At 64.0% G+C, this 26,442-nt stretch carries 22 protein-coding genes; 6 read left to right on the top strand and 16 right to left on the bottom strand.

Annotation, left to right across the window (positions count from 1 at the left end):
- Nucleotides 1–25: 25 nt before the first annotated feature.
- The 3 genes from ydiK to Q9Q94_RS03360 form a co-directional block, all read right to left on the bottom strand.
- Nucleotides 26–1,144 (bottom strand): AI-2E family transporter YdiK, encoded by a 1,119-nt coding sequence (ydiK, locus tag Q9Q94_RS03370; protein WP_305978602.1) that lies wholly within the window; start codon nucleotides 1,142–1,144, stop codon nucleotides 26–28.
- Between the two features lie 144 nt (nucleotides 1,145–1,288).
- Nucleotides 1,289–1,516, bottom strand: a complete 228-nt coding sequence (locus Q9Q94_RS03365) for a hypothetical protein (RefSeq protein WP_305978601.1) — start codon at nucleotides 1,514–1,516, stop codon at nucleotides 1,289–1,291.
- A gap of 384 nt (nucleotides 1,517–1,900) precedes the next feature.
- Nucleotides 1,901–2,926, bottom strand: a complete 1,026-nt coding sequence (locus Q9Q94_RS03360; protein ID WP_305978600.1) for a hypothetical protein — start codon at nucleotides 2,924–2,926, stop codon at nucleotides 1,901–1,903.
- Nucleotides 2,927–3,047: 121 nt separating this feature from the next.
- Between Q9Q94_RS03360 and ruvB the strand changes: the two genes are divergently transcribed.
- The 3 genes from ruvB to Q9Q94_RS03345 all read left to right on the top strand — a co-directional run bounded on the left by ruvB (nucleotide 3,048) and on the right by Q9Q94_RS03345 (nucleotide 5,556).
- Entirely contained in the window at nucleotides 3,048–4,112 is a 1,065-nt protein-coding gene (gene ruvB, locus Q9Q94_RS03355; protein ID WP_305978599.1) for a Holliday junction branch migration DNA helicase RuvB, read from the top strand.
- Entirely contained in the window at nucleotides 4,109–4,777 is a 669-nt protein-coding gene (locus Q9Q94_RS03350; protein ID WP_305978598.1) for a DUF502 domain-containing protein, read from the top strand. The genes ruvB and Q9Q94_RS03350 overlap by 4 nt, the downstream gene beginning before the upstream one ends.
- 65 nt (nucleotides 4,778–4,842) lie before the next feature.
- Nucleotides 4,843–5,556, top strand: coding sequence for a UPF0149 family protein (locus Q9Q94_RS03345; protein WP_305978597.1), 714 nt, complete (start codon nucleotides 4,843–4,845; stop codon nucleotides 5,554–5,556).
- A 109-nt stretch (nucleotides 5,557–5,665) separates the two neighbouring features.
- Here Q9Q94_RS03345 and Q9Q94_RS03340 read toward each other — a convergent pair whose 3' ends face one another.
- The 4 genes from Q9Q94_RS03340 to Q9Q94_RS03325 are packed head-to-tail and all read right to left on the bottom strand — an operon-like array spanning nucleotide 5,666 to nucleotide 9,936.
- Nucleotides 5,666–6,865, bottom strand: a complete 1,200-nt coding sequence (locus Q9Q94_RS03340) for an ABC transporter permease (RefSeq protein ID WP_305978596.1) — start codon at nucleotides 6,863–6,865, stop codon at nucleotides 5,666–5,668.
- Nucleotides 6,865–8,073 (bottom strand): ABC transporter permease, encoded by a 1,209-nt coding sequence (locus Q9Q94_RS03335; RefSeq protein WP_305978595.1) that lies wholly within the window; start codon nucleotides 8,071–8,073, stop codon nucleotides 6,865–6,867. The genes Q9Q94_RS03340 and Q9Q94_RS03335 overlap by 1 nt, the downstream gene beginning before the upstream one ends.
- A complete protein-coding gene (locus Q9Q94_RS03330) occupies nucleotides 8,070–8,768 on the bottom strand; it encodes an ABC transporter ATP-binding protein (RefSeq protein WP_305978594.1) in 699 nt (232 codons plus the stop codon). Before Q9Q94_RS03330 ends, Q9Q94_RS03335 begins: the two co-directional genes overlap by 4 nt.
- A 1-nt stretch (nucleotide 8,769) precedes the next feature.
- The gene (locus tag Q9Q94_RS03325; protein WP_305978593.1) at nucleotides 8,770–9,936 is read right to left on the bottom strand and encodes an efflux RND transporter periplasmic adaptor subunit; all 1,167 of its coding nucleotides are present in this window, start codon (nucleotides 9,934–9,936) and stop codon (nucleotides 8,770–8,772) included.
- A gap of 487 nt (nucleotides 9,937–10,423) precedes the next feature.
- On the opposite strand from Q9Q94_RS03325, the gene Q9Q94_RS03320 reads away from it, so the two are divergent.
- On the top strand, nucleotides 10,424–11,740 hold the full coding sequence (locus tag Q9Q94_RS03320) for a hypothetical protein (RefSeq protein ID WP_305978592.1): 1,317 nt from the start codon (nucleotides 10,424–10,426) through the stop codon (nucleotides 11,738–11,740).
- A 22-nt stretch (nucleotides 11,741–11,762) separates the two neighbouring features.
- Entirely contained in the window at nucleotides 11,763–12,722 is a 960-nt protein-coding gene (gene tehA, locus Q9Q94_RS03315) for a dicarboxylate transporter/tellurite-resistance protein TehA (RefSeq protein ID WP_305978591.1), read from the top strand.
- Nucleotides 12,723–12,998: 276 nt separating this feature from the next.
- Here tehA and Q9Q94_RS03310 read toward each other — a convergent pair whose 3' ends face one another.
- Nucleotides 12,999–14,063, bottom strand: a complete 1,065-nt coding sequence (locus Q9Q94_RS03310) for a PleD family two-component system response regulator (protein ID WP_305978590.1) — start codon at nucleotides 14,061–14,063, stop codon at nucleotides 12,999–13,001.
- A 195-nt stretch (nucleotides 14,064–14,258) separates the two neighbouring features.
- The gene (locus tag Q9Q94_RS03305; RefSeq protein ID WP_305978589.1) at nucleotides 14,259–15,131 is read right to left on the bottom strand and encodes a LysR family transcriptional regulator; all 873 of its coding nucleotides are present in this window, start codon (nucleotides 15,129–15,131) and stop codon (nucleotides 14,259–14,261) included.
- 171 nt (nucleotides 15,132–15,302) lie between these two features.
- Here Q9Q94_RS03305 and bla point away from each other — a divergent pair, with 171 nt between their 5' ends.
- The gene (bla, locus tag Q9Q94_RS03300) at nucleotides 15,303–16,130 is read left to right on the top strand and encodes a class A beta-lactamase (RefSeq protein WP_305979478.1); all 828 of its coding nucleotides are present in this window, start codon (nucleotides 15,303–15,305) and stop codon (nucleotides 16,128–16,130) included.
- A gap of 66 nt (nucleotides 16,131–16,196) precedes the next feature.
- Here bla and Q9Q94_RS03295 read toward each other — a convergent pair whose 3' ends face one another.
- The 7 genes from Q9Q94_RS03295 to Q9Q94_RS03265 form a co-directional block, all read right to left on the bottom strand.
- Nucleotides 16,197–17,495, bottom strand: a complete 1,299-nt coding sequence (locus tag Q9Q94_RS03295; RefSeq protein WP_305978588.1) for a tryptophan--tRNA ligase — start codon at nucleotides 17,493–17,495, stop codon at nucleotides 16,197–16,199.
- Between the two features lie 262 nt (nucleotides 17,496–17,757).
- Nucleotides 17,758–18,225 (bottom strand): hypothetical protein, encoded by a 468-nt coding sequence (locus Q9Q94_RS03290; protein ID WP_305978587.1) that lies wholly within the window; start codon nucleotides 18,223–18,225, stop codon nucleotides 17,758–17,760.
- A gap of 116 nt (nucleotides 18,226–18,341) precedes the next feature.
- Entirely contained in the window at nucleotides 18,342–19,832 is a 1,491-nt protein-coding gene (locus Q9Q94_RS03285) for a hypothetical protein (protein WP_305978586.1), read from the bottom strand.
- A gap of 79 nt (nucleotides 19,833–19,911) precedes the next feature.
- A complete protein-coding gene (locus tag Q9Q94_RS03280; RefSeq protein ID WP_305978585.1) occupies nucleotides 19,912–20,628 on the bottom strand; it encodes a single-stranded DNA-binding protein in 717 nt (238 codons plus the stop codon).
- The gene (locus tag Q9Q94_RS03275; RefSeq protein WP_305979477.1) at nucleotides 20,625–21,905 is read right to left on the bottom strand and encodes an AmpG family muropeptide MFS transporter; all 1,281 of its coding nucleotides are present in this window, start codon (nucleotides 21,903–21,905) and stop codon (nucleotides 20,625–20,627) included. Before Q9Q94_RS03275 ends, Q9Q94_RS03280 begins: the two co-directional genes overlap by 4 nt.
- 224 nt (nucleotides 21,906–22,129) lie before the next feature.
- Entirely contained in the window at nucleotides 22,130–22,876 is a 747-nt protein-coding gene (locus Q9Q94_RS03270) for an anaerobic ribonucleoside-triphosphate reductase activating protein (protein ID WP_305978584.1), read from the bottom strand.
- 66 nt (nucleotides 22,877–22,942) lie between these two features.
- On the bottom strand, nucleotides 22,943–26,434 hold the full coding sequence (locus tag Q9Q94_RS03265) for a pectinesterase family protein (protein ID WP_305978583.1): 3,492 nt from the start codon (nucleotides 26,432–26,434) through the stop codon (nucleotides 22,943–22,945).
- Nucleotides 26,435–26,442: the final 8 nt, after the last annotated feature.

Genomic DNA, 26,442 nt, shown 5'->3' with positions numbered 1-26,442 from the left:
GGTCTTGAGCCGGGGGCCGTGCAGATCAATTCTGTGCGCCGGTTTCGGGGAGGTCTTCCTGAAGATCCTTGTCAGGCGCGGCTTTGCGGACGGGTGGATCTTCTTCGCCCAGCCATGAACCGAGCAAGGTGTAGCTCACCGCCAGTAGCAGCGGGCCAAGGAAGATTCCGACCAGACCGAAGCTGATGATGCCGCCGATGACCCCGGCCAGGATCAGCAGCAGAGGCAGATCGGCGCCGCGCTTGATCAGCCAGGGGCGCAGGAAATTGTCCAGATTCACCACCACCAGCATCCAGATCAGCAGGAAGGTGGCCCACGCCGGCTGATCGTTCCAGTACAGAAAGATCACGGCCGGAGCCAGCACCGGCAGGACGCCCAGCTGGGCGATGCAGAGCATGAACATCAGGGCGGTGAGCACGGCAATGAAGGGAATGCCGGTCAAGGCCAGGCCGATGCCGCCGAGGATGGCCTGCACCAGCGCCGTGACGCCCACGCCGAGCGCCACGCCACGAATGGCTCCAGCGGCGAGCACGATCATTTCCTCACCCCGCTGCCCTCCCAGCTTGTGTGCCAGGCGGCGCAGCGCGGCGGCGGCGACCTCACCCTGCGCATAGAGGATGGCCGAGATCACGATGGCCAGCGCAATCTGCACCAGCAGCAGACCGATGTGGCCAATCTTGGTAGCAAACCAGCGGGTCATGTCGCCGGCGTAGGGCGCGGCCTTGCCGGCCAGTTCCTGCAAGCCGAGTGCAGCGCCCTGTGCCCACAGCTGGGCGGCTTTTTCGCCCACGTAGGGCAAGCCGCTCAGCCAGCCCGGCGCTTCGGGCACCGCCAGACTCTTGAGCGAACCGGCCAGCGCGATGATCTGGTCGGCGTTGTCGATCAGGGTTGCCGTAGCCAGGGTGAAAGGCAGGAACAGCAGGGTCAGCAAGGCACTGATCATCACCGTGACTGCCAGCCAGCGGCGGCCCCACAGGCGGCGTTCCAGCAGGAGCAGCAGCGGCCAGGAGGCCACCACGATCATCGTCGCCCAGGTGATGGCCAGAACGAAAGGTGACAGCACCCACAGTGATGCGAGCAGCAGCATGCCCGTGATGGTGATGCTGAGCAGGGTGCGGGCGAGGTCGGTGCGGCGGGTCGGCATGAGCGGGGCTCCGGAGCAGGCAGAGCGGCCATGATAAGGGAATTTGTGCGCGCACAAATGACAGTGCCGCCCGTGGAGGTCACGGACGGCACCGGCTTCAGACCCGATGGAGGGGGACGAGTCTGAGGCTGCTTGATGAACGGCTTACTTTTGCGCTGCCGGCGCGGAGGCCGGAGCGGCAGGCGCAGCTTCCGCCTTGTGGGCCTTGCTGGTTTTCTTCGGCGCGGCCTTGTGCGATGTCTGGGTCTGAGCAGGCTGCTCGGCTTTCACCGGGGTGGCGACCGGGGTGCTGCTGGCGGCGGGCGCGTCGGCAGCAAAAGCCGAAGCGGTAGTCAGGGTGGCGATCAGGGCGGTCAGGAGAGTCTTGGTCATTTTTCGATTCCTCATTCAGGTTGAAGGGCGGGCAAGACACGGTTTGTTTGTCCGACGAGTTCATCTTATGAGGCGAAGCTGACCGAAGCCTGAGGCGAAGCTTGCACGAAGCTGACGGTTACCGCCTGCAGCGGTGTGCTGAGTTCTGAGTGGAGGTTTCCGCTGGCGTACGTTGACGCAGTGTTAGCAGGGCCGGATTCATCCGGCCATTGACGCGTGCTGTGCTGATGAATCAGCTCCTGCAGGGGTTGTCTGGCGAGCCGCTTCTGGCGGACTTCTTCAGGTTGGCATGCTGAGGAGTGTTGTACAGAGCGGGTCTTGAAGATCATGTTCTGAAAAGCCTTGTCCTGTGCGGCTCTCCGGCCATCTTCCTCAGGGCTCAGCTTACAGCCAGCGCTCGGCGTTATCCAGGCGCAGCTTGCGACCTTCGCCGATTAGGGCACGATCCACGCGTACGGGCAGGAAGGCGCGGCGCTGCGGCGGATGCCGCTCGAAGCAGACAATGCCGAATTCGACACTTTCACCATGACGGGCGTCCACCACCACATTCATGCTGTCCAGATGCAGGCGGCGGTGCTCGATCTGGATGAAGCGCATCGGCTCGGCCAGCACCTCGGCCAGATAGTCGAGCTGGCGGTCCAGCGTCTCGGTCGGGCAGCCCAGGGCGGCGAGGGCGGTTTCGTTGTCTTCGAGTTTCTGCAGCAGGGCGTTGGATTCTTCGCTGCCGACCAGCACACCGGCTTCACCAAGGAAGGAGTCCACCCCGGCGCCGCGTCGGGTGAAGGTCGCCAGACGCGCGGTGAGCAGGTTGCGGTGCTCCTCCAGTTCGCGGCGCTGGGCGTGCTCGTGCTGCATGTGTTCGAGGGCGATCAGGGCCAGTTCGTCGAGCAGGCGACGGGCGACCGAGCGCCAGAGCTCCTGTTCGTTGCGCGCAAACAGGCGCAGCCGGTGCTGGCTGAAGGACAGCGCTGTCTGCGCCACGTCGCGCACCACCATGTCGCCCTGTATGCCCACGCCGAAGCGCGGTTGCTCCTCTATCTCCATGGCCAGCAAGGCATAGATGGGGTCCAGCGGCGAAGCCGTGACGGCGTAATCCTTGAGTTTCTGGCAGTGGGCAAAGGTGTCGAGCAGATCGCCGGGCTGGCCGAAAAAGGCCCGCATTGAAGGGTCTACCGACCAGGACAACGGCCCCGCCTCATGGGTGCCGGGGCCGCTGCCGCGCAGCGTGTTCAGGTACTGCAGGGTGCGGGTGACCGGGCCGGTCAGGCGCTGGCGGTGATGATGCACCAGCGCCAGGCGGGAATCCGTCATCTTGACCACGTAATCGATGGTCTCATCGACCAGCGTATCGGAAATGCGCTCCTCGTTGAGTTGTGGCGTACTTTGGCGAAACCAGTCCAGCAATCCCATGGTGAAAACCCAGTCTTTCAGTCAGATTCAAGGGTACGCCATCCGGGGGGCGTTGGCATCACCGATTCGTGATCGGGCGAAGGGATGCCAACACTCCCTGCGGCTGTGCTATGTTCAGGCCATGATCCAGACCGACCAGCTCAGCAGCGCACAGGGCCCGCGCATCGTTTCTGCCGCCACCACCACGCCGCAGGAAGACGCCATCGAGCGCGCGCTGCGCCCCAAACGGCTCGCCGAATATGTCGGCCAGCAGAAGATCCGCGAACAGCTCGAGATTTTCATCCACGCAGCCAAGAACCGCTCTGAAGCGCTCGACCACGTGCTGCTCTTCGGCCCGCCGGGGCTGGGCAAGACCACCCTGGCGCACATCATCGCCGCCGAGATGGGGGTGAATCTGCGTCAGACCTCCGGCCCGGTGCTGGAGCGCGCCGGCGATCTGGCCGCACTGCTGACCAATCTGGAACCGCACGATGTGCTGTTCATCGACGAGATTCACCGCCTCTCGCCGGTAGTTGAGGAAATCCTCTACCCGGCGTTGGAGGACTACCAGATCGACATCATGATCGGCGAAGGGCCGGCCGCCCGCTCGGTGAAGCTCGATCTGCCGCCCTTCACCCTGGTCGGCGCGACCACGCGGGCCGGTATGCTCACCAACCCGCTGCGCGACCGCTTTGGCATCAACGCCCGGCTGGAGTTCTACACGCCCGAGGAACTCGGCTTCATTGTCAGCCGCTCGGCGCGCCTGCTCAATGTCGAGATCGAAGACGAAGGTGCGCTGGAAATTGCCCGTCGTGCGCGCGGCACGCCGCGTATCGCCAACCGCCTGCTGCGCCGCTGCCGCGATTACGCCGAGGTCAAGGCCGATGGCTGCATCACCAAGGCCGTGGCCGACGCGGCGCTGTCGATGCTGGATGTCGACCACCTCGGGCTGGACATCATGGACCGCAAGATGCTCAGTGCGATGCTGGAGAAATTCGGCGGCGGCCCGGTCGGGCTGGACAATCTCGCCGCCGCCATCGGCGAGGCGCCGGACACCATCGAAGACGTGCTTGAACCTTATCTGATCCAGCAGGGCTACCTGCAGCGCACGCCGCGCGGGCGGGTCGCCACGCCGGTCATGTGGCGGCACTTCGGGCTGATCCAGCCGAAGACGGGTGCTGCCGACCTGTTCGGTGGCGGCCAATGAAGCGGATCCTGCGTGCGCCGCTGAATACCTTCCTGGCCGGCTTGCTGGCTTCCCTGCCGCTGATCCTGACCTTCCTCCTGCTGGGCTGGGTGGCCAACCTGCTCAAGCAGTTCCTTGGCCCGGGCAGCCTGCCGGGGCGCCTGCTGTCAGCCATCGGCCTGCGCATGGTGGAAGACGAGTGGCAGGCCTACCTGCTTGGCGCACTGGTTCTTGCCGGGGCGATCTTCCTGCTGGGCATCGTGGTGCAGACCAGTCTGCAGCGTCACGTCCGGGCGCTGGTGGATCGCAGCATCAAGCGCCTGCCGCTGATCGGCACCCTGTATGACGCAACCGACCGTTTCGTCGGCATGTTCGACCGCAACCAGCAGGCCGATCTGGCGGCAATGAGTCCGGTCTGGTGTTTCTTTGGCGGCGAGGGTGGCACAGCCGTGCTGGCCCTGATGCCCAACCCCGCACCGATCGAGTTGAACGGCAAGTCCTACCGCGCGGTGCTGGTGCCGACTGCGCCGATTCCGGTCGGCGGCGGCCTGCTGTACGTGCCGGCAGAATGGGTGCAGCCAGCCGAAATTGGCGTCGAACAACTCAGCAGCATCTACCTGTCGATGGGCATCACCCAGCCATCTCCCTTGCGCGCCCGGAATCCGGACGCAGGGACCGGCCACTGAATTTCCTGACCCCCGGAAAGCGCTTCTGGGAGACAATACGAACCTGTACGCTTACTGATCCTGCCATGAATCCCGACCTCCAGATTCCCCTGTCCGATGCGGACTTCGCCGAACTCGATACCCTGCTGGACCGTTATCCCGGCTCCTGCGCGATCGAAGAACTTGACGGCCTGTTCTGTGCCCTGATCATCGGCCCCGAAACCATCATGCCCAGCGAGTGGCTGCCGGTGGTGCTGGGCGAGGAGGAGGAAGAGGACATCAGCGAGGAAGATACACGCCGTGTTTTCGAACTGCTGCTGCGCCACTGGAATACGGTGGAATCCGGCTTTCGCGAAGACTGGTCCGGCATGTCGGCCGAAGAAGGTTCCGAGCTGATGTATTTCCCCTTTCTCGACGATCCGACCGAGAGCGGTTGCCCGCTGGCCGAAGGCTGGGCACGTGGTTTCCGCGACGGGCTGGACTGGCTGGAAGACCAGTACTGGGACGCTCTGGAGCAGGACGAGGAGTGCGTTGCCGTGCTCAATCTGATTGCTGCCTTCGACACCGGTGAGAAGTCACCGGGCCACCCGATCACCGAGCAGGAGCGTGACGAAGTCATCAGCCTGCTGGTCGCCGGGCTGCAGTACATCTACGTGTTCTGGCGCCGCTACCTGAATGTGGTGAACGCGCCACGCGAACCGCTGCGGGCTGATGACACGCCGGGGCGCAACGAAGAATGCCCGTGCGGGAGTGGCAAGAAATACAAGAAGTGCTGCGGCTCGCCGGAGAAGCTGCACTGATCTTGTCACCTGCGGCGCAGGACTGCGTCGCGGGTTAAAAGCCTCCGCTGGCATTGCCGGCGCGGGCTGTCCGGGCGCAGCGGGCTGTGTGCCTGGTGGCTTCCTCAGCCTACTCCGTGCGCAAGGCGTCCACCGGGTCGAGCAGCGAGGCCCGTCGTGCCGGCAAGACTCCGGCGGCCAGTCCGATGGCAATCGCCACTCCCTCGGCCAGAAATACGTAAAGCAGCGGCGTATGTACCGGCATGGCGGGTACGGCAAGGCGCAGCAATTGTGCCATGCTCATGCCCACGACCAGACCGATCACGCCACCGGCGGCGGAGAGCATGACTGCCTCACCGAGGAAGAGGCCAAGGATGGCCCGGTGCGTGGCGCCCAGCGCCACCAGCAGGCCGATCTCCTGCGTGCGTTCGGCCACCGCAATGCTCATGATGGTGACGATGCCCACACCGCCGACCAGCAGCGAGATGCTGCCGATGGCGGCCACCGCCGCCGTCAGCACATCGAGGATCTTGCCCAGCGTCCGCAGCATGTCTTCCTGCGTGGTGATGGTGAAATCCTCGCTGCCGTGGCGCGTCTTCAGCAGCGTTTTGACGCGCTCGGCGATCAGGGCGGAGGGCAGGCCTTCGCGGTAGACCACGTCCACCTTCATCATGCCTTCGCGGTTGTAGAGCGCGAGCGCCTGGCTGGCGGGAATGTAGGCCGTGTCGTCCAGATCCATGCCGACGAACTGGCCCTTGCTTTCCATCACGCCGATCACCCGGAAATGCTGGCCGGCAATGCGTACGCGGGCGCCCAGCGGGTTGCTGCTGCCAAAGAGCTCCTGCTTGAGTGTCGAGCCGAGAACCACGAAGGCGCGTGCGGCGGCTTCGTCATCGGTGGGCAGGAAGCGGCCGCTGCGCACGTTCATCTTGAACACGGATGTCATGTTGGCGCCAACGCCATAGACGGTGGTGCGGCGCAGCCGGCCTTCGCCTTCGACCTCCGAGTTGCCCCACACCATCGGTGTGACACCGGTGACGCCGGCAATGCGGGTGAGGGCGCTGACGTCTTCCAGCGACAGGGGCCGGGCCGACGTCGGCAGGCCTTGCGGTGCGCCACCGGTGGACACCTTGCCCGGCGTGATCTCGACCACGTTGGTGCCGAACTGGGTGAATTCGCCGAGTACGAACTGATGCACGCCTTCGCCGATGCTGGTCAGCAGGATCACTGCGGCGATGCCCACGGCGATGCCCAGCAAGGTCAGTGCGCTGCGCAGGCGGTGGGCGGTGATCGCGCGGGTGGCGAGCTGGAGGAAATCGGCCCAGATCATCAGCGCCGCCCCAGTGCATCCACCACATGCAGCCCGGCAGCCCGGCGGGCGGGCAGGAAGCCGAAGAGCACGCCGGTCAGCATCGCCGTACCCAGCCCGGCAGCCACCGCCCAGTACGGCGGATAGGCGGGCAGCACCGGATAGGCCAGCCGCAATCCCCAGGCGCCTAGCTGGCCGAGCGCCACGCCGACGATGGCACCGCCCAGCGAGAGCAGCACGGCCTCGGTCAGGAAGGCCAGGCGAATCACCGCACCGCTGGCACCGAGGGCCTTGAGCAGGCCGATCTCGGGCGTGCGCTGGGTCACCGCGACGAGCATCACGTTCATGACAAGGATGCCGGCGACGCCCAGGCTGATCGCGGCGATGCCGGCGACACCGAAGGTGATCGCGCTGAGGATCTTGTCGAAAGTGCCGAGCACCGCATCCTGGGTGATCGTGGTGACATCTTCCTCGCCATCGTGACGCGCCTTGAGCGTATTGACCACGCGCGTGCGCGTGGCTTCGATGGCGGCGCGGTCGCGCGTTTCGATGAAGATGCGCACCAGGGTGCTGGTGTTGAACAGCGCGAAAGCCTGTTCTGTCGGGATGTAGGCCATCTCGTCCACCGCCATGCCCATTGCATTGCCCGTAGGAGCCAGCACACCGATTACGCGGTAGCGCCGGTCGCCGATGCGCACCATCCGACCAATCACCGGTTCGCTGCCGGCGAGCTCACTGCGCAGCTTGCTGCCAAGTACGGCGACGGCAGCGTTGCGTTGCCCTTCTTCGTCTGGCAGGAATTGCCCCTGAGCGAGCTGGAAGCGGCGCAGCGCCAGATAATCGTGCGCCGTGCCGACGACCATGGCTTCACGCAGTTTCCCGCCGAAGGCGACCTCCGAGGTGCCGGCGACCATCGGCGCGACACGCACCACGCCGGCGACGCGATGCATCGCGTCGGCGTCACCAATGCTCAGATCGCGCGGGGTTTCGGTGAAGAAGTTGGCCGGATTCACGCCACGGGTTTCGGAGCGCCCCGGCAGCACGATCAGCAGGTTGCTGCCGAGCGCGTTGAATTCATTCACCACGTATTGCCGCGCGCCGTCGCCCAATGCCGTGAGCATCACCACGGCGGCCACACCGATCGACATGGCCAGCAGCATCAGTGCGGTGCGCAGCGGGTAGGCGGTGACCGCCCGCAGGGCGAAGCGCAGGATATCGAGGGGTTTCACCCCGCCACTCCAACGCTCGATGCGCTATCGGAAAGCACTGCGCCATCTTCCATGCGGATCTGACGGCGGGCGCGCTCGGCCATCGCTGGATCGTGGGTGACGACGATCAGGGTCACGCCATTGGCATTGAGCGATTCGAGCAGATGCGTAACTTCCTGCCCGGTGTGGCGGTCGAGGTTGCCGGTGGGTTCGTCGCACAGCAGCACGGCGGGCTGCATCACCGTGGCACGGGCAATCGCCACGCGCTGGCGCTGACCGCCAGAGAGTTCGTTGGGGCGGTGGTGGGCGCGATCAGCCAGGCCGAAGGCCGCCAGCGCCTTTTGCACGCTGCGTTTGCGCTCGGCGGCGTCGATCCCGGCCAGCACCATGGGCAGAGCAATGTTTTCGGCAGCGGTGAGGCGCGGCACGAGGTGGAAACTCTGGAATACGAAGCCGATATGGCGGCTGCGCATTGCGGCTTGTTCGTCAGGGCTGAGGCCTGTGGTGTCGCGGCCGTCGAGCCGGTAGGTGCCGGCATCCGCCCGGTCAAGCAGACCGAGCAGGTTGAGCAGGGTGGATTTGCCCGAGCCGCTGGGGCCGATCACCGCCACGTATTCACCAGCTTCGATGCTGATATTCACCCCGCGCAGGGCGTGCACCACGCTGTCGCCGAGGGTGAAGCGGCGTTCGATGCTGGCAAGTTCTATCAGCGCCATCTTATTTTGTGACCGGGCTGTCTTCTTCGGCCTCGGCCAGTACGCCTGCCTTGACCCCGGCACGTTCCTGCGAGGTGACGATCTTCTCGCCTGCGGAAAGCCCTTCCAGCACTTCGGTGTATTCCCAGTTGGCGATGCCGGGCTTGATCTTGCGTTCTTCGAGTTTGCTGTCGCTGCTGCGGAGGATCAGCACCCGGTTGCCCTCGAGGATCGCCGCGGTGGGGATGCGCAGCACGTTTTCATGGCTGGCCAGCACCACTTCCACGTCGGCGCTGTAGCCCACCAGCAATTGGCCACGTGCCTCGGGCGTCTGGTCGAAATCGACTTCGATATCCACCGTGCGCGCCTGCTTCTCCACGGCCGAGACATACGGCGCGATGCGCCGCACGTGGCCGGCGAAGGGCTTGCCGGGCAGGGCGTCCAGCGTGATGCGCACGTTCTGGCCTTTGGCGAGACGCGGCGCGTCGACTTCATCCATCGGCGCCTTCACGTACAGGCATGAATCATCGATCAGGTCGATGGCGGGCGGGGTGACGATGCCTGGTGGCGAGGGCATGGTGTATTCGCCAACTTCGCCAACGATCTTCGCCACCGTACCAGCGAAAGGCGCGATCAGCACGGTCCGGCGTTGTTCTATCTTCACAGAGGCCAGTTTGGCGTCCGAGCTTTTGACTTCGGCCCGCGCTGTTTCGCAGGCGGCGCGCCTGGCATCGGCTTCTAGGCGGCTTGTTTCCTCGCGCCCTGCTGAGACGAAGCCCTGCTGGAAGAGCTGTTTGTTGCGTGCCGCCTCGCGCACGGCACTGTCGGCCGCGGTGCAGATTTCGGTGACCCGGCGGCGCACGGTTTCGAGCTGGGCGGAGGCGAGGCCTGCCTGGGCTTGCTGATCCTCGTTCCACAGGCGCATCAGCACCTGTCCGGCCTTGACGTGATCGCCTTCCTTCACGCCGATGTATTCGATGCGCCCGCCCATGATCGGCGCCATTTTGGCGCGTTGGCAGGCTTCCACCGAGCCGGCACGGGTGTTGGCAATGCTCGCCTCGACCTTGCCGCTTTCCACGGTTTTCACGGTGACCGCGATGGGCTGCGGGCGTTTGAACCAGCCGATGCCGGCGGCGAGCGCAGCGATCACGAGGGCAGCAACAAGAAGACGACGATGGAGCAGGCGCATGAGGGGATTTCCGGCTGCAGGGTTGGGGGGATTATCCGCCTGTCACAGGCAAACTGACCAGCCATGCCCCGCAGCGCAGGGGGCTGCCTGCCGAGGCTCGCGGGGACTGGCTCTTCAGCCTGATGCAGTGAAGATCCTTGCGGAGCGCCATGTGCGCGGCATGCATGCTGCAGATGCAGGCTGGAGGCGGCTCTTCAGCAGGTACAAGGTAAGGGGACAAGACGGAATGACACGGTTCCGGGGCGTGCTCCAGCGCTGCCGCCGGACGCCGCCACGGCGCTGACAGGCCCATACCTGTCGGTATGGCGGGGTGGCTGCGGTAGAATCCGCGCCCTGACCTGTTCAATACCGTTTGTGCCGAGCGCCATGAACGCAGTGAATGAAGGCGAAGCATGCCAGCGTGTATCCGGCGCTTTGCCCCCACTGTGCGACGCCCGGAGCGAACGGCGACATGCCTGTTTGCCGGCATAAAACCGAGGAAAACGAAGTGAGCGCACCGACCGGATTGAGAAACCTGAGCCAGCAAACCCTGTTCAAGAAGGGCGATGTGTTCGTCCTGTTCGGCGAACTGTTCGGGCGCGGCTACGCCAATGGCCTGGTGAATGAAGCCCGCGCTGCCGGCCTGACCCTGATCGGCATGACCGTGGGCCGCCGCGAGGCCGATGGCTTATTGCGCAAGCTGACTGAGGAAGAGCTCGCCACCGCCGAAGCCAACCTCGGCGGCAAGATCATCAACGTGCCGATGATGGCCGGTTTCGACATGGATTCGCCCGCCGGCACGCCGACCGTGACCACCTTGGTCAACGAGATGGGCCTCAAGACCTGGCAGGAAGACAAGCTCGACTGGGCGCATGTGGAGGCCTGCCGCGCAGTCGGCGTGGCCCGCTTCAAGGCCGCTGTAAGCGAAGCGATGGCGCAGCTCGACGGCATGATTCCGGATGGTGCGAACGTGTTCTTCGCCCACACCATGGCCGGTGGTCTGGTGAAGGCCAAGGTGTTCCTGGCGATTGCCAACCGCATCTACAAGGGCCGTGGCGACCGCTTCATGTCCTCGCAGGCGCTGATCGAGTCTGACCTCGGCAAGCTCAACCTGATGAACTTCGACGAAGTCACCGCCAACACCTTCGGTTACCTGATCGAAGGCTCGGCCGCGATCCGCGCCCGCATCGAAAAGACCGGTGGCGCAGCCCGCTATACCGCCTACGGCTACCACGGTACCGAGATCCTGATCGGCGGCGAGTACCACTGGCAGACCTACACCAACTACACCCAGGGCTACGCCAAGAAGCGTCTGGAAGACATTGCCCGCGCAGCCTGGGAAAAGGGCGTGAAGGCCACCGTGTTCAACTGCCCGGAGATCCGCACCAACTCGTCGGACATCTTCGTCGGCGTGGAGCTGTCGCTGGTGCCGCTGCTCAATGCACTCAAGCGCGAAGGCTGTGGCGCCTGGGGCGAAGCCCAGTGGGCCGCTTGCGAAGCGCTGCTGCAGGATGGCAACTCGCTGGCGGCCGTGCTCGCCCAACTCGACACCTACAATCAGGACCCGGTGATGGTCGGCTTCCGCAATTTCGACGCCTGGCCGATGAACAACACCCCGGAACTGGCAGATCGCATGATCGGCACCTCCGAAGCCATCACCGCCATGCACAAGGAGCGCAGCGCGCTGATCACCGATCACCTCTCCAGTGTGGTGATCGAAGCGACCGGCCCCTTGATGTTCAACGAAGCCGCTCAGCCTTCCGGCCCGGTGCTGTGGCTGAGCCACGACGTGATCGCCAAGCAGCTGGCCAAGCTGCACGGGTGATCCGGTTCGGCGTTTGATCGTCTTGAAACAGCGTTCGCTGCCCGCCTCGTTTTTCGGCATCGTGCTCGGTCTTGCCGGGCTTGGCCAGGCTTGGCGCGTCGCCCACGCCCTGTGGGGGCTGCCCATCCTGATCGGTGAGGCTCTGCTGGGAATCGCCGCTCTGGTGTGGGCGGCTCTGCTTGCTCTCTACCTCGTGCAAGCTCTGCGCCAGCCAGAACGGGTCCGGCAGGAGTTCAGCCACCCGGTACAGGGCGGCACACCGGCATTGCTCGGTGTGGCAACGCTGTTGATCGCGCTGGCCGTGCTGCCCTGGTCCCACACCGTCGCAATCTGCCTGACTGCGGCCGGCATCGCCTGGCACCTCGGCTTCTCCCTGTGGCACACCGGGGCGCTGTGGCAAGGTGGGCGTGATGCACTGGATACGGTGCCGACCCTCTATCTGCCGACGGTGGCCGGCAACTTCACCAGCGCCGCTGCGCTGGGCGGACTTGGTTTGGCGGAATGGGGCTGGTTGTTTCTAGGCGCAGGCATGTTCTCCTGGCTGGCACTCGAATCCTTGATCATCGGGCGTCTATGGCACGCCAGCGCCGTACCGGTCCGGCAACGTCCCCTGCTGGGCATCCAGTTTGCCCCGCCCGTGGTGTGCGCCATGGCCTGGTTGATGCTGGCACCGGGCAGCACCGAACACTGGATCCTCATGCTGTGGGGCTATGGCCTGTTCCAGCTTCTGCTCGGGCTGCGCCTCGGGCGCTGGCTGGGCGAGGAGCCCTTTGCCCCTTCCTACTGGGCCTATACCTTCGGCATCGCCGCCACCACCGTGTGCTGTCTCAAACTTGCTGTTGCTGGCGTCGCCCCCGCACGGCAACTGGCCATTCCGATCTTCGTCGGTGCTAACGCTTTCATCGCTTACCTGGCATTGCGCAGCCTGAACCTGCTGTTCAAGGCATTAGGCCAGGCGCGGGGGAATACACCGCAGGTGTAGAGCGCCCATCGCACGAAGGGCATTGCCGGATCGCAGGAATTGGTGATGGCCGAGGTGCTGCGACGTGGGATGAAAAAGCCATTGCGCGTCTGGGCAAGACCGGCTCCCGGTTGCGCAAGCTGAAGGGCGGCCGGCAGGCCGACGCAGCGGCTGACTCCAGCGAAGTACGTATTGACCAGGTCAGGCCTCCGATGAGCTCTGTCTGGGGCTGTTTCGGCGTTGCCGGAGTTTTCGGCTGATATGGGCAAACGCTGGCGATGCGTGCTGCTGTCCGGTCTAGGCCGCGGGGTCCAGGCCGAAGCTTTCCTCCAGCAGGGCGATCAGACGCTCGAGCGGAACGCGCACCGCTTCGGTGATGCGCTCCTCCTGCTGCTTGTCCGTCGCCATCAGGTCATAGGCATTGTCCAGGCGGTCGAATAATTCCTGAACCAGCAGGCGTGCGTCGGCAAGCGTCTTGCGCTGGTGATCCGGAGTGTCCTTGCTGCTGACCGGGGTAGTGTGCTGCTGGGCGAGTTTGTCGGCAATGGCGGCGGCCATGTCGACAAGCATGGACATGTTGTCGCGGATGCGAACGGCCTCGTCGGAATTTTCTTCCGGCATGTTGCTGACCACGACCGATAGACGATCCTGATTGATCGCAAGGCGGTTCTTGAACTGTACGAGAGGTCCCATGCCGGCTATCTGGGTGAGGACGGAGCGCTCCAGGGCCGTGGCCGAGCCTTCGGCACTCCAGGCGGATTCGCTGTCATCGTGGCGAATGGCAATGCAGCATTGCGCGCCGAAAAGCCGGCAGGCGTGCAGAAAATTCCGGGCGAGCTGCTCGTAGTTGTCGCAGCCAAGGGCGATGCGGGTGAACTGGAGCAACAGACGGCGATCACTCATGCCGGACTGATACAGATCTGCCTGGGCCTTGAGCGACTCCTGCCGGGTCTTGAGCTCGGTGCGCTCGCGCCATTGGCGGATGGCCAGACGCACCTTGCGGATCAGGATTTCCGCTGAAACAGGTTTGACACAGAGATCGGTACCACCTGCGTCGAAAGCCTTGAGGTGCTCCTCCAGCGATTCATGCGCGGTCGCAAAGATGATCGGGATGTCGTAGTGTTCGCGCAGTTTGCGGCAGGTCTCAAAGCCATTGAGGCCCGGCATCTCGACATCCAACAGGATGAGGTCCGGTATGCGTTCGGCGCACAGGTCCAGCGCCTCCTGACCCGAGGCGGCGTTCTTCACCTCGAAGTTGCGGGCGAGAATCAGGTTGTGGATCGCGCGTGTGGTCGCCACGTCGTCGACCACCAGAACATGGCCTTCCTGTTTTGCCGCAGAGTGGTCTTCGTAGGCTTTCATGCTGGCCCCCGGAATGATTCGATCCAGACAGGGTTTACGGCCGGACCGGACAGACCTATAGCGCCACGCAAACTGCCTTGCCGGGCAGCCTGTGCGGGCGGCTTTGGCAATTCCGGCGTCTGACCAAGACCCCCGAGCCCCCGAGCGCATGATCGGCGCCGCCGAATCCATGACCAGTCCGCCGGCTCGATCATTTCATGGAGTGCTGTTGACTCGTGCCTGCTGCAGCAACCAGTCATGCAGATCGCGCATCGCAGGGGTATGCGGGCGCGATTTCACCCAGGTCAGCCAGTACTGGCCGGTCGTGACCGTGGTGTCGAAGGCTTGCACGAGCAATCCTTCCCGCAAGTGGCGCTGGAACATCGCCACGGGCAACAGTGCGACCCCCAGCCCTTGCATTGCGGCCTCTGCCATGGCTAGCGAAGAGTCAAATACCGGGCCGTGAACCAAGGGTGCGGGCAAGCCGATTGTCGCGAACCAGTGTGACCACTCATCCGCACGGTAAGAGCGCAACAGTTCGCAAGCGAGCAGGTCGGAGGGGCCCTGCAGCTGGGCTGCAAGTCGCGGGGCGCACAGCGGCGCCATCTCTGCTTCCACCAGCATCTCCGCACCCATGCCACGCCAGGCTCCGTCGCCGAAGCGGATGGCGAAATCGAGCCCTTCTGCTGTGAGGTCGACGCGGTTGTTGTGCGTGAACAGGCGCAGGTCGATGAAGGGATTGGTCTGGCGGAACGCGGCCAGGCGGGGCATCAGCCAACCCACGGCGAAGGTACCGACCACCGCAAGGTTGAGTACCTCACGCACGCGTCCGCCCTCGAACTGCTGCAAGACCGAACTCAGGCGACCAAAGGTGTCGGCCAGAACCGGCAGCAGTGCCTGACCTTCATCGGTCAGCACAAGGCCACGCGGCAGACGGCGGAACAGCGTCATGTCGAGGCGTGCCTCCAGGTTCTTGACCTGCTGGCTGACCGCCGCCTGCGTGACGTTCAGCTCCTGTGCTGCCAGGGTGAAGCTCAGGTGGCGGGCCGCTACTTCGAAGGCTCGCAGTGCATTCAGCGGGAGATTCATGGCCGGATTGTCCGTTGTCTGTTGGTTGAGGCCTGGATTTTCTTGTGCAATCTCATCAAAAACATCGTTTGAATGAGCACGCCATGCCTCGTTAGCATGCACCTGACCTTACACCACGGAGTCCGAGACATGCAGCGCAGATCCTTTCTCATCTTGAGCGGAGTCACGTTAATGCTCAGTACGCGGCTTGCTCTGAGCAAATCGCTTCCATTCCCAGTGCTGGAAACCCTGTGCCGCGAATTGGAGACACAGAGCGGGGGGCGCCTTGGCGTGTATCTGTTCGATGGACGAAATGATAAAGAATTTCTTTATCGCGGCCACGAGCGCTTTCCAATGTGCAGTACCTTCAAATGGCTGGCTGCGGCAGCTGTACTGGGGCAGGTCGATATGGGGCGCGACCGTCTGGATCGCCAGATCCGGTTCCGGGCGCAAGATGTGCTGGACTATTCCCCTGTTACCCGCTCGCATGCAGACGGGCCAGGACTGAGTATCGTGCGTTTATGCGAAGCAGCTATTGCTGACAGCGATAACACCGCAGCCAATCTGCTGCTTGATGCCATTGGTGGCCTGTCCGGGTTCAATGCATTTTTGCGCCAGCATGGTGATGCGACGACCCGTCTTGACCGCTATGAACCCGCGCTGAACGAGGCTCGAACGGACGATGTGCGTGACACCACCAGCCCTGTTGCAATGGGGGCAGACCTGCGCCGGCTCTTGCTGGGCGATGGCCTGAGTGCTGCTTCGCGCCGGCAACTGACTGACTGGATGCTGGCCACCCGTACCAGCGGCAAGCGTCTGCGCGCCGGGTTGAAGGCGGGGTGGAGTCTGGCGGACAAAACCGGCACCGGCTATAACGGCACGGCCAATGACGTCGGAGTTTACTGGACACCTGACGGCAAGCCCATCGTGCTGTGCATATATCTCACGACGGCACAGACTCCGCTGGCCGCACAGGAGTCCGTCATTGCCAGGCTGGGCGAGCGCATACGGAAGGACTAGTTCGCATCGTGTGCACGAAAAACGCCCGCCAAAGGCGGGCGTTTCGTATGCCGGTGGATGGGACTCTTATTGCGCAAACGCCCCCAGCGCTGCAGCCACATCCTCGCGGGCAACGCCTTCGCCAAAGCTCGCCGGCACGCCGTCCAGCGCGGCGGCACCTTCGCTCTTGAGGCGACCAACCCACTGGCCAGCGTCGCGGCCGGAGTCGAAGCCCTGACTCTGCAGGAGCAGGCGGCCATCATAGCTGCTGAGCTTGAAGTAGAACTTGCCGTCGGCTTCGCGGTATTGCTTGAACACCGGCAACTGCGGCGCGGCGGCTTCCGCCTTCTTCTCGACCGCGACCGGAATCGCGTTGAAGCGGCGCAGGCCGACGGCTTCGCGCAGCTCGGCGAGGAAGGGAGTGGCGACGGCGCGGGCCTTGGCCGCACCTTCCTGCAGCATCGCTTCGATGGCTTCGGGTTTGGCGATCAGCGCGTCGTACTTTTCGCGCATCGGGCCGAGCTCGCGTTCCAGTACGCCGAGGAAACGTTGCTTGGCATCGCCCCAGCCCAGCCCGCTGCGCAGGTCGGCGCGGAACTGGCTGCGTTCATCTGCCGTAGCGAAGGCGTCGAAGAGGGTGACGAGATGGCTGTTATCCGGGTCTTTCGGCTCGCCGGGCAGCTTCGAGTCGGTGACGATGCGCGCGACAGCGTTCTTCAGCGCCTTGGCGCCACCTTCGAACAGCGGAATGGTGTTGTCGTAGCTCTTGGACATCTTGCGACCGTCCAGCCCCGGCAGGGTCGCGACGTTGTCTTCGATGGCGGCCTCGGGCAGCACGAAGAGTTCGCGGCCTGCGCCGAACAGGTGGTTGAAGCGCTGGCCGACGTCGCGGGCCATTTCGATGTGCTGGATCTGGTCGCGGCCGACTGGCACCTTGTTGGCCTTGAACATCAGGATGTCCGCCGCCATCAGCACCGGGTAGCAGTACAGGCCCATGGTCACGCCGGCATCCAGCTCTTCACCGGCAGCTTCGTTGGCGTCGGTGCTGGCCTTGTAGGCGTGGGCGCGGTTCATCAGGCCCTTGCTGGTCACGCAGCTGAGCAGCCAGTTGAGTTCCGGAATCTCGGGGATGTCGCTCTGGCGGTAGAAGGTGACGCGCTGCGTGTCGAGCCCGGCAGCCAGCCAGGTGGCGGCGATTTCGAGGCGCGAGCGCTGGATGCGCGCGGGGTCGTCGCACTTGATCAGGGCGTGGTAGTCGGCGAGGAACAGGAAGCTCTCGGCGCCGGGCTGGCGGCTGGCGGCAATCGCCGGGCGGATGGCGCCGGCGTAGTTGCCGAGGTGGGGAGTACCGGAGGTGGTGATGCCGGTGAGTACGCGCAGAGTCATGATCGGATTCAGTGGGAAACGCCCTTGCAGGGCAGAACGAAGTCGCAAGTGTACGGTGGATTGGCTCTTCCTGCAGCGATCACCGCCGATCTTGTGTAGTGGCAGCCTGCAGAGCCGCATGGGACGGGCTTCTTCAGCCTGCTGGGCGGGACAACTAGGCAATCCGCACCTCTCTGGCCTGCCTGCCCGGAGAGGCTTGCTGCATGCGACTGTACAGGCAGGCTCGAATCGGAGTCTTGTGCGCCGCCAGCGCCGTGACGCTTCAGCGCCCGAACTGGAGCATCAGGAAGCTCTGGACGATGCGCGCCATGTCGATGTAACGCGTGAAGCCATTCGCGGCGCTGACCACGGAGGGCTCGGCGAAAATCTTGCGCGCAGCGGCCTGACCAAAGATCTCCAGACTTTGGGTGAGGCCGGCCTGCCCTTCCTGCATCAGGGTTTGCTGGGCGGGGGCGCGGCAGGCCGCGGTGACCATGCGTTCGACCAGCTTGGCCATGGCGCGGTCGGTTTCCACTTTGGTCGCTTCCGGAATGCTGGCCAGATCACGCACCTCGGGCTGTTGTGCCAGCACGACGAAGAGCCAGCGCGAAAGGGTTTCCTTTTCTGCGGCGGTGGTCGAATTCACGAAGCATTGACCGAGCGCCTCGGCTTGCGGTCCGGCGCTGGCAGGCATGGCGTGCAGGCTCAGGCCGAGGGCGAAGGCTGTCAGAACAGAGCGGAAATGGGGCATGGGGGGAGTCCTTTTCTTGTATGAATCATGTGGCGCTGGAGCGCCTGACCTCTGAGAGACTATGCGCAGGGCGGCAAGTTCGCCAGAAAATGGATGAGACGGGTGCCGTGAATCGGTTATGGTGCTGAACGGCTCGCGGCAGAGAACCGCCGGATCAGGCCGTACTTGTGCTGATTCACGCGGCGCGCGCGCGAAACCAGTTCGGCGTAAGGCTGATAGCGAACGTCCACGAGCCCCTTGTTGGCGTCGATGTTCGACGGTTCGGGGTTGAGGGCGGCCGGATCGTTGTCCTGATACTTGAAGAAGTGCCAGCCGACGACGTTGGTGGATTCCAGCAGGGCCAGGGTGAAGTTCTGGTAGTGGTCGCCGCGGTCGGCCTGGGTCTTCACCACCCAGCCGGCGCCGGTGGTGTTGGGCAGGCCGCTGTCCTCGCCCTTGGTGTACCACTCGGTGATCATCAGCGGCTTGCCGGACCAGGCTTCCCAGTCCTTGAGCAGGCTCGCGGCAGGAGCCCAGTCGCGGTAGAAATTCACGCTTACCACATCGACGTATTGCCCGGCAGCCTGCCAGACCTGTGGATTGCGCAGCTCGTCCGAATGCAGGCGCGAGCCCAGATACAGGTGATGCGGGTCGGCACGGCGCAGGGCAGTGCTGACGATGCGCAGGTAGGTGGCGTAAACGTGGCCGACGAAGGCGAGGCGGTCGTCTTTGGTGATCGCCGCGATGTCTGGCGTGTCGCGCCGCTGGCGCTCGGCCAGCCAGCGGCGGGCTTCGCGGCCGCCGTGATCCTCCGCCGGCAGGCGCAGGAAACCGTCCAGCGTCTTGTCGTAGAGCGGCATTTCGTTGTCGGAGAACCAGCCGATCAGCCAGGGGTTGGCGGCTTCTTGCGCCAGCGCCTCGGCGTATTGTTTGGCAAAGGCGGGAAACTCCGGATCGAAGACGAAGATCGCGTTCTCCGGATAGCCGAGATGGCCGGGCACCTGGCGAACGCCGCCGCGCTGCTTGCCGTAGTCGCCCATGAAATTGACGATGCGCGCGTGCGGCAGGCGGTATTCCGCTTTCGCGAACGCGCTGTTGGACCACGCGCCGGCGCCGTTGAAGCCGTTGTCCCGCAGCCATGCGCTGGTCGTCTGGGCCCAACCTGCCGTGTCGCCAAACTGCGCCGCGAGCGCGGCCTTGGCTGTGGCGGAGTTGCCCATGGGCGTGACCGACGCGACGCCGGCCTGAATGAAGCGCCGCCCTTCCGGGTCGATCAGCCACCAGCGGCCGTCGATTTTCTGGGTGCGGAAGAAGCCGCTGGCCGTCTCGGCTGGCCAGTCCAGACTGCCGCCGTATTGATTGATCGCGTCGGCCTTGTCCGGCGTGGCGGTGAGCACGCGGGTCGGCTGCTCGACCCAGACCGCGCCGGGCTTCTTCTGCATCGCCACCGGGCGGCTGGCGAACCTGAAAGCGCCTTCCTCTGCCTGCGTGAGCGGGGACAGAAGGCTGAGAGCAAGCAGCAAGCTCGGGCGAAGCAGACGGAGCATGATGGAAGGTTCCGTGTTCAGATAATGGATGTAAGGACAGACCAGCTCGCGAAGCCGCATGGGGCGGGCATCTGCAGGCATGTCGTCTGTGCTGTCAGTCTGGATGCGGTCTGGCGGCATGGGTGCCTGCAGAAGATTGCTACACGCGGCTCTACGGGCTTCAGGCCCACACGCCCAGTGCGGTGAGCTGCTTCGTCGCGGCCTCGCTCCAGCCACGATTCGCCGCCGGGCTGGCCGGGCTGGGGTGCAGCACGCGGCCGAACTTCACGGCCATGCCGGCGCAGGCTTCGCGCGCGCGCGTCTCGCTCCAGGCGCCGATGCCGATCACCCATTCTGCTTGCGTCGTTTCGACCAGTGCGCGCAGATGCGCGTCGCAGGCGGCGAGCAGCGGGGCCTGCTCGGCAGCGGGTAGTTTGTCCGGCGTGACATTGCGCTTGCCCTCAAAGAAGGCCAGCGGGCAGTAGTTGGCGACGAAGTGATCCGCGAAGAAGGCCTCGGCCGTGCCGAAGCGCTCGGCGAACAGGCCCCACAGACGGCGGCCGGAAACTTCGGAGCGCTCGCAGGCCCAGCCCTCGATGGGGCGCGCCGGGGTTTCCTCGGCGGGTTTCACGACCGCTGCAGAAATGCCCATCCAGTCGCGCGCGGCGGCAATCTCGCCGAAGGGCACGCCGATCTGCACCATACCGAAGGGGCCGGGATTCATGCCGACGAAGATGATCTTCTTTTTGCCCTCGCCGAACTTGCGCAGATATTCCTCATGCGGCGCCCAGGCGTAATCCAGCGGGTTGTAGGCATGGGTGATCGGCGCGGCGAAGCGCATCGGGGCGACGGCAGCGGAGAGGGCGCGAGCTGCGGTGATCAGGGCTTGGGTGCTCATAACGTTTCCTTGGGCGCTTCATTCCAGGGCGCGAGTTTGAACAGCAGCAGCATGCCGGGCACGGCCAGCAGGGTGCATAACATGAAGAAATCGAACCAGCCCAGCGCCTCGACCAGCCAGCCGGCGCTGGCGTTGATGAAGGTGCGCGGCACGGCCATCAGGCTGGTGAACAGGGCGAGTTGCGTGGCGGTGTAGGCCGGGTGAGTGGTGCGTGCCATCCAGGCGACGAAGGCGGTGGTGCCCAGCCCGACGCCGGCGGCCTCGACGCCGATCACCGTGGCCAGCACGGCCAGCCGCGCCGCATCGGCTTCCGCCGGGCCCAGCCAGGCCAGCCAGGCAAAACCGAGAATGGCGATCCATTGCAGGAAGCCGAAGATCCACAGCGCACGGTTGATGCCGAGCTTGATCATCCACAGTCCGCCGAGCAGACCGCCAATCACGCTGGGCCACAGGCCGGCATTCTTGGCAACGAGGCCGATCTGCGTCTTGGTGAAACCCATGTCGAGATAGAAGGGCGTGGCCAGCGAGGTGCACAGCGAATCGCCGAGCTTGTAGAGCAGGATGAACAGCAGCACCAGCAGGGCGGATTGCACGCCGTGGCGGCCGAAGAACTCCTGAAAGGGCTCGACGATGGCGGCGCGAAGGGTGCGCGGAGCGCTGCTGGCGGCGGCGGGTTCGACGCTGAACAGGCTCATTGCCGCACCGGGCAGCATGAACAGGGCGGTGATCAGGAACACCGTGCCCCAGGGCAGATGGTCGGCGAGAATCAGCGAGATGGAGCCTGGCACCAGTCCGGCGATCTTGTAAGCGTTCACATGGATGGCATTGCCCAGCCCCAGTTCGACTTCCGGCAGCAGCTCGCGGCGGAAGGCGTCGAGCACGATGTCCTGCGTGGCGCTCAGAAAGGCGATCAGGCCGGTCAGCGCGAAAAGCGGGGCGTAGCGCTGCACGTTGAGCAGCCAGTCCGGCAAAGCGGAGTCGAGCGGCGCGGCGGCGGCCAGTTCCTTGACGGAGATCTGCCCGAGCAGGGCGATGCCAGCGATTAACAGTAGTTGCGTTACCAGCATCCAGCCACGGCGCCGACCCAGCAGGGGCAGGGCGTAGCGGTCCAGCAGCGGCGACCAGAGGAATTTCCAGGTGTAGGGAAACTGGATCAGCGCGAAGGCACCGATCATCTTGAGCGACAGGCCCTCGGTCTTGAGCCAGGCGGGCACCAGATTCAGCAGCAGATACAGCGGCAGGCCGGAGGAGAAGCCGGTGAGGATGCAGATCAGCATCCGGCGATTGAGCAAGGCATCCAGCCAGGCAGGGCGGTGGGTCACGTGAGGGGTCCGGAGAGGTGTGGGGCGATTATCGCTGATGCAGCCACGTTCGTCCGCCTGAAATGGGCTGGCCCGCACCGGCGCATGTAGCGGGCTTCTTCAGGCAGGCTGGCTGGAAAGCAATGACTGGCGAGGTCTGACAAGCAGGATGCCTGAAGAAGTCCGCCTGGAGAGGGTCTTCAGGCTGCCAGGCCACAGTTGTCGCCGCGCAGCACGAAGCCCGGAAACAGCACGCGCAGCTGCGCAAGCAGCGCCGGCCCAGGCTGCGCACTGGCCGGCAACGGGGTATCAACCCCCTCTTCGCGGAAGAGCTGGAGCACGAAATTCTGCGCGCCCAGATGCTGCGCGAAGTGTGCAGCGAGCAGGGCGGATTCCTCGCTGATCAGTTCGTGATGCCAGGTCAGGCGGAATTCATGTGGCACGCCGCTGGCGACCAGCAGCCTGGCGCTCTGCGTGGCACGCGCAGCGCTGCCGGGCGTGCCGGTGAGTTGCTCGTAGCTTTCGTAATCGCTCTTGAGATCGAAGCCGACCCAGTCCAGCAGCGGCAGAATGGCTTCGAGCCGCTCCGGGTAAGCGCCGCTGGTGTGCAGGCCGACCGGGAAGCCCAAGGCTTTCACTGCGGCGATGGCGTCCGGCAGGGTGCGATCGGTGGTTGGTTCGCCGCCGGAGAAGACCACGCCATCGATCTTGCCGCGCGAGGCTTCGAGCTTTGCGGCGATGCGCGCCCACGAGAGCATGGGAGCGGTGCCGCGTTTCTGCAGTTGCGGGTTGTGACAATAGACGCAGCGCCAGGGGCAGCCGAGCAGGTAGATCGTCGCCACGCGACGGCCCGGCCAGTCGTGATCGGATGCGGGCGTGAAACTGCCAAGCAGGATGCGTTCAGTCCAGGGTGGTTCGGCGTAGACGTGAGGGTGTTCAGTGCGCATGGGCGCATTGTAGCGGACGTAAAAAAGCCCGCCGGGTGAGGGCGGGCTTTGTGTGGTGACGCTGGATCAGGGGGTTGTCAGCGTCACGTTGTCGAAGATGCTGGTGGAAGTGACGGTGGTGCTGCCCGAAACCCCAGCCATGCCCACATACACGGTGTCGCTGAGCAGGGTGGCCCCGGCGGCGGTCGAAAAGTCTTGTGACTTCACTGTGGCAGGCAGGTAGGTGACGCCGGCGTCGATGGAGTACCAGACGCTGATGACTTGTCCTACGCGCTGCAGCTTGAGCCACACAGGTGCGGCACTGGAGGGTTGCGCGGCCAGAGAGACCAGAGAGGCTGAGGACTCACCGCCGCCGTCCGACAAGCGCTGCTCCCACTGCACACGCGGCACGCCGCGCACCATGATGCCGAAGAAGCGCGAGTTGTCTGCGAGGCTGTTGCGCAGCAGGAGGCCGGCGCGAACATTTGCTGTGGACAGCCCTGTCGGCAGCTCCAGCGAGGTCAGGCGGGCTTTGATCGTGAAGTCGCCGGTGACTTGCTTGTAAGCGAACTGCAGATTGTCATAGAGAATCGATGATGTACCGATGCTGCCTGCCGACACAAGCGTGAAGACGCCGTTGACGCTGTCGTACGTCGTTGTCACCGTGCCCGGTAGACCGCCCGAAGCGTAGGCACTGGTGAAGGTGCCGGAGCCGGTAATCGGAGTATCGGTACCACCCGAACTCGATGAGCTCGAACTGGAACCACCGGAGCTGGAGGACGAGCTGCTCGAACTGGATGAACTCGAGCTGGACGAGCTTGAAGAACTGCTGGAGCTCGAAGAGCTGCTTGAACTCGATGAGCTGCCGCCGCTGGTGGTCTTTTGTGCTTCGTCCCAGTTCAGGTATTCCGCCAGATAGCGCTCGGACGTTCCATAGTTGGTGCTGGCATTGTTAACCGTGGTGGCGTTCCACGGCCCGCTGGTCGTGGCGATGTGTTTGCCGATGACGGAATTGCGCACGATCATCTTGCCGACCGAGTTGGCATCGGTATCCCACTGACGGGCGAGGAAGACGCTGTCTGCCGTGGTCGCATCGTCGCCCACGAAAACGCAGCGGTTGAAGATGAAGCCATAGGCTTGTGCGGTCAGTGTAGACGGTGCTCCGTTGTATCCACCGGCAGGCTTGCGCGCGCCGGTGTAGCGAACAGCTGTGCCATCGAACACCGCGGTGCCTGCTCCGAAGATGAAGTCCACATCCCCGGTGATTTCGCCAGCGACGAAATACACGCGTGCGCCCGGGTTGTTGACATACAGGGTGTCCTGATTGGATATCAGGCGCACGCCGTCGAACATGACCTGGTCGGCTTTGTCGACCATTGCGGCCAGTGCCTGATTGTTGCCTTTCGCGTCAGTGTCTCCCCAGGTGTTCTGGAAGGTCAGGTTGACTGCGTTGAAGCCCTTGTTGTGGATGCGGATCGCGGTGGAACACTGCTTTCCAACGGCAGCCGCACGATAACAACCGTTGTAGTCGGTCTTGATCGTGCTGTTGGTGCTGGTGCTGTAGACCGAGGTGGCAAAGCTTGCGCCCAGCATCGTGGTGTAGTCGAGCGCCGCGCTGTTCTGGTACAGAGCGGTACTCACCACGACTTTGGAGGCGTCGCTTTCCATCGAATACAGGGTGATCGGCGTCGTGGAGTGGGCAACGATGAGCTGCTCGTTGTATGTCCCGGCTTTGACCTGGACATACAGGCGTGCTGCGCCCGACGTGTCGATGGAAGCAGCGTTCAGCGCGGCCTGGATGGTGGTGTAACCGCCCGTGCCATCTTGGGCCACGACGTAGTTCGGCGTCACGCCGGTCAGATTGATGCGGCCGACATTAGGCTGGTCGCTGTTCACCGTCTGGGGCGCCCAGGTGTCTGCTCCGGCCAAAGCCTTGGCTACGGTGTAATTGGTCGCGGAGGTGTCGTCCAGTTGCGGGCGTGTTGCCGTGGTTGCCAGGGAAACGACCAGCTTGCCGGCGCCGGCATTGGCGAGATTATGTTCGCGCACCTGTGCCGCCGAAGCGCCACGCGTGTAGCTGTAGGTAGGAGCCCAGCCCAGTTCGTTGGTGTAAGGGGCCAGGATGAACCCGCCGGATGTCCCTGCCTGAGCTGCCTGCGCCGAGGCCCAGCGCGCTTCCAGCGCCGCTTTGGCGGCAGCTTCCAGATCTGCCGAAGCGGGTACTCCGTTGAACCAGGATCCGACATCCTTGAACTGATAGCCGTTCAGATTCGAGATCACCTGGCTGACCTTGGCTTTCGAGCCGGTCAGGTCGAACACGTTGGCTTCGGAGAGGATCTTGGACTCGGCGCCCATACCAATGTAATAGCTGGTGCCGTAGCTGGTCTTGTCCGTGTCGCCTGTGTAGTAGTTGTTATAAACGTGCGCTTTGGCAAAGCGCACGCGCGGGGCGCGCTGCACGGAATCCTGCCAGATGTTGTTGCTGAAGGTCAGGTGGTTGAAGTCCCGCTCCTTGGCGTAGTTCTGATCTCCTGAACCGCCGACCATGTTGGTTTTGTCGTGGTTCTTGAAGACGGAGTAGGAAACTGTGATGTAGTCGGCGCTGTCTTCGATGTCGAGCAGGCCGTCGTGGCGCATCACTTCCAGCGTGTAGCCGTTGATGGTGCGGACCTCGGCCGAGTCGATATGGGCGCCGTCACTGAAGGTACAGTGGTCGATCCACACATGCTTGCCAGTGACGATGCCGAACGCCTTGTAGGCGGCGTTCCATTCCTGCTTTTTGGTGTCGTACTGCGTGGTCAGATCCTGAGGTGCCTGAAATTCAAGGTTGCGGACGACAATATTGGTTCCCAGGTCCTTGCTTGTTCCGCCATTGATCGAGAAGTAGCCGTCGATCAGTTTTGCGTCTGAGCCCACGCCCATGATGGTCGTATTTGACGGGATCTGGAACTGGATCTGCGCTTTCTGGAGGCGGCCCAGTGTGCTGCGTGCCGAGGACAAGGCGCTGACCTTGCTCTTGGTCGCAATGGCCGCAGCGTCTCCGGCCGCGACAGCGGTGGCCAGATCTGCGGCCCATTGGGTGTCGAGACTCTGGAGATAAAGCTCAAAGTCCCACTTGGCTGCGGTCGTATTAGTGGATTTGTAATAGGTCTCGTCTGCGAACTTGCCGTTACCCAGATCAGTGCCCCAGATGGTGCCGACGATGTAAATGATCTTGGCTTCTTTGGCTGCCGGTGCGCCCAGACCAAGGTTGGTCGCATTGGTAGCCGAGTAGTTCGGACTGTTCTTGTTGGCCAGGGCGTTGAGCAGTTCTGCCCGGTTGTGTACCACATAGATGTTGCTGGCTGGCGCACCGGTGCCGCCAGTCGTGCCGCCGTCTTCGGATGCCCAGCCCGTAGGCGTGGCGCTGACCGTCAGAACCGTATTGCCACCGGAACTGCTGCTGGATGAGTTGCCGGTCGATGCGCCGGAGTCGCTTGCGCCACCACCACTGCCACCCCCGCCACAGCCTGCCAGCAGAGCGAGCAGTACGGTTCCAAGACATGCCTTGCCCCAGGCACGACCAAGTGCGAATTTCATGAGAGTCT

Origin of the sequence: Uliginosibacterium sp. 31-16 (genome assembly GCF_030730865.1) — a bacterium.
In the GTDB taxonomy this organism is placed as follows: Bacteria; Pseudomonadota; Gammaproteobacteria; order Burkholderiales; family Rhodocyclaceae; genus Uliginosibacterium.
This window is presented reverse-complemented; position numbering and strand designations above follow the sequence as displayed.

Excerpts from the sequence above, each read along its gene's own strand:
- ydiK (WP_305978602.1), bottom strand. The coding sequence starts at position 1,144 with ATGCCGACCCGCCGCACCGACCTCGCCCGCACCCTGCTCAGCATCACC.
- Q9Q94_RS03365 (WP_305978601.1), bottom strand. The coding sequence starts at position 1,516 with ATGACCAAGACTCTCCTGACCGCCCTGATCGCCACCCTGACTACCGCT.
- Q9Q94_RS03360 (WP_305978600.1), bottom strand. The coding sequence starts at position 2,926 with ATGGGATTGCTGGACTGGTTTCGCCAAAGTACGCCACAACTCAACGAG.
- ruvB (WP_305978599.1), top strand. The coding sequence starts at position 3,048 with ATGATCCAGACCGACCAGCTCAGCAGCGCACAGGGCCCGCGCATCGTT.
- Q9Q94_RS03350 (WP_305978598.1), top strand. The coding sequence starts at position 4,109 with ATGAAGCGGATCCTGCGTGCGCCGCTGAATACCTTCCTGGCCGGCTTG.
- Q9Q94_RS03345 (WP_305978597.1), top strand. The coding sequence starts at position 4,843 with ATGAATCCCGACCTCCAGATTCCCCTGTCCGATGCGGACTTCGCCGAA.
- Q9Q94_RS03340 (WP_305978596.1), bottom strand. The coding sequence starts at position 6,865 with ATGATCTGGGCCGATTTCCTCCAGCTCGCCACCCGCGCGATCACCGCC.
- Q9Q94_RS03330 (WP_305978594.1), bottom strand. The coding sequence starts at position 8,768 with ATGGCGCTGATAGAACTTGCCAGCATCGAACGCCGCTTCACCCTCGGC.
- Q9Q94_RS03325 (WP_305978593.1), bottom strand. The coding sequence starts at position 9,936 with ATGCGCCTGCTCCATCGTCGTCTTCTTGTTGCTGCCCTCGTGATCGCT.
- Q9Q94_RS03310 (WP_305978590.1), bottom strand. The coding sequence starts at position 14,063 with ATGAAAGCCTACGAAGACCACTCTGCGGCAAAACAGGAAGGCCATGTT.
- Q9Q94_RS03305 (WP_305978589.1), bottom strand. The coding sequence starts at position 15,131 with ATGAATCTCCCGCTGAATGCACTGCGAGCCTTCGAAGTAGCGGCCCGC.
- bla (WP_305979478.1), top strand. The coding sequence starts at position 15,303 with ATGCTCAGTACGCGGCTTGCTCTGAGCAAATCGCTTCCATTCCCAGTG.
- Q9Q94_RS03295 (WP_305978588.1), bottom strand. The coding sequence starts at position 17,495 with ATGACTCTGCGCGTACTCACCGGCATCACCACCTCCGGTACTCCCCAC.
- Q9Q94_RS03290 (WP_305978587.1), bottom strand. The coding sequence starts at position 18,225 with ATGCCCCATTTCCGCTCTGTTCTGACAGCCTTCGCCCTCGGCCTGAGC.
- Q9Q94_RS03285 (WP_305978586.1), bottom strand. The coding sequence starts at position 19,832 with ATGCCTGCAGATGCCCGCCCCATGCGGCTTCGCGAGCTGGTCTGTCCT.
- Q9Q94_RS03280 (WP_305978585.1), bottom strand. The coding sequence starts at position 20,628 with ATGAGCACCCAAGCCCTGATCACCGCAGCTCGCGCCCTCTCCGCTGCC.
- Q9Q94_RS03275 (WP_305979477.1), bottom strand. The coding sequence starts at position 21,905 with ATGCTGATCTGCATCCTCACCGGCTTCTCCTCCGGCCTGCCGCTGTAT.
- Q9Q94_RS03270 (WP_305978584.1), bottom strand. The coding sequence starts at position 22,876 with ATGCGCACTGAACACCCTCACGTCTACGCCGAACCACCCTGGACTGAA.
- Q9Q94_RS03265 (WP_305978583.1), bottom strand. The coding sequence starts at position 26,434 with ATGAAATTCGCACTTGGTCGTGCCTGGGGCAAGGCATGTCTTGGAACC.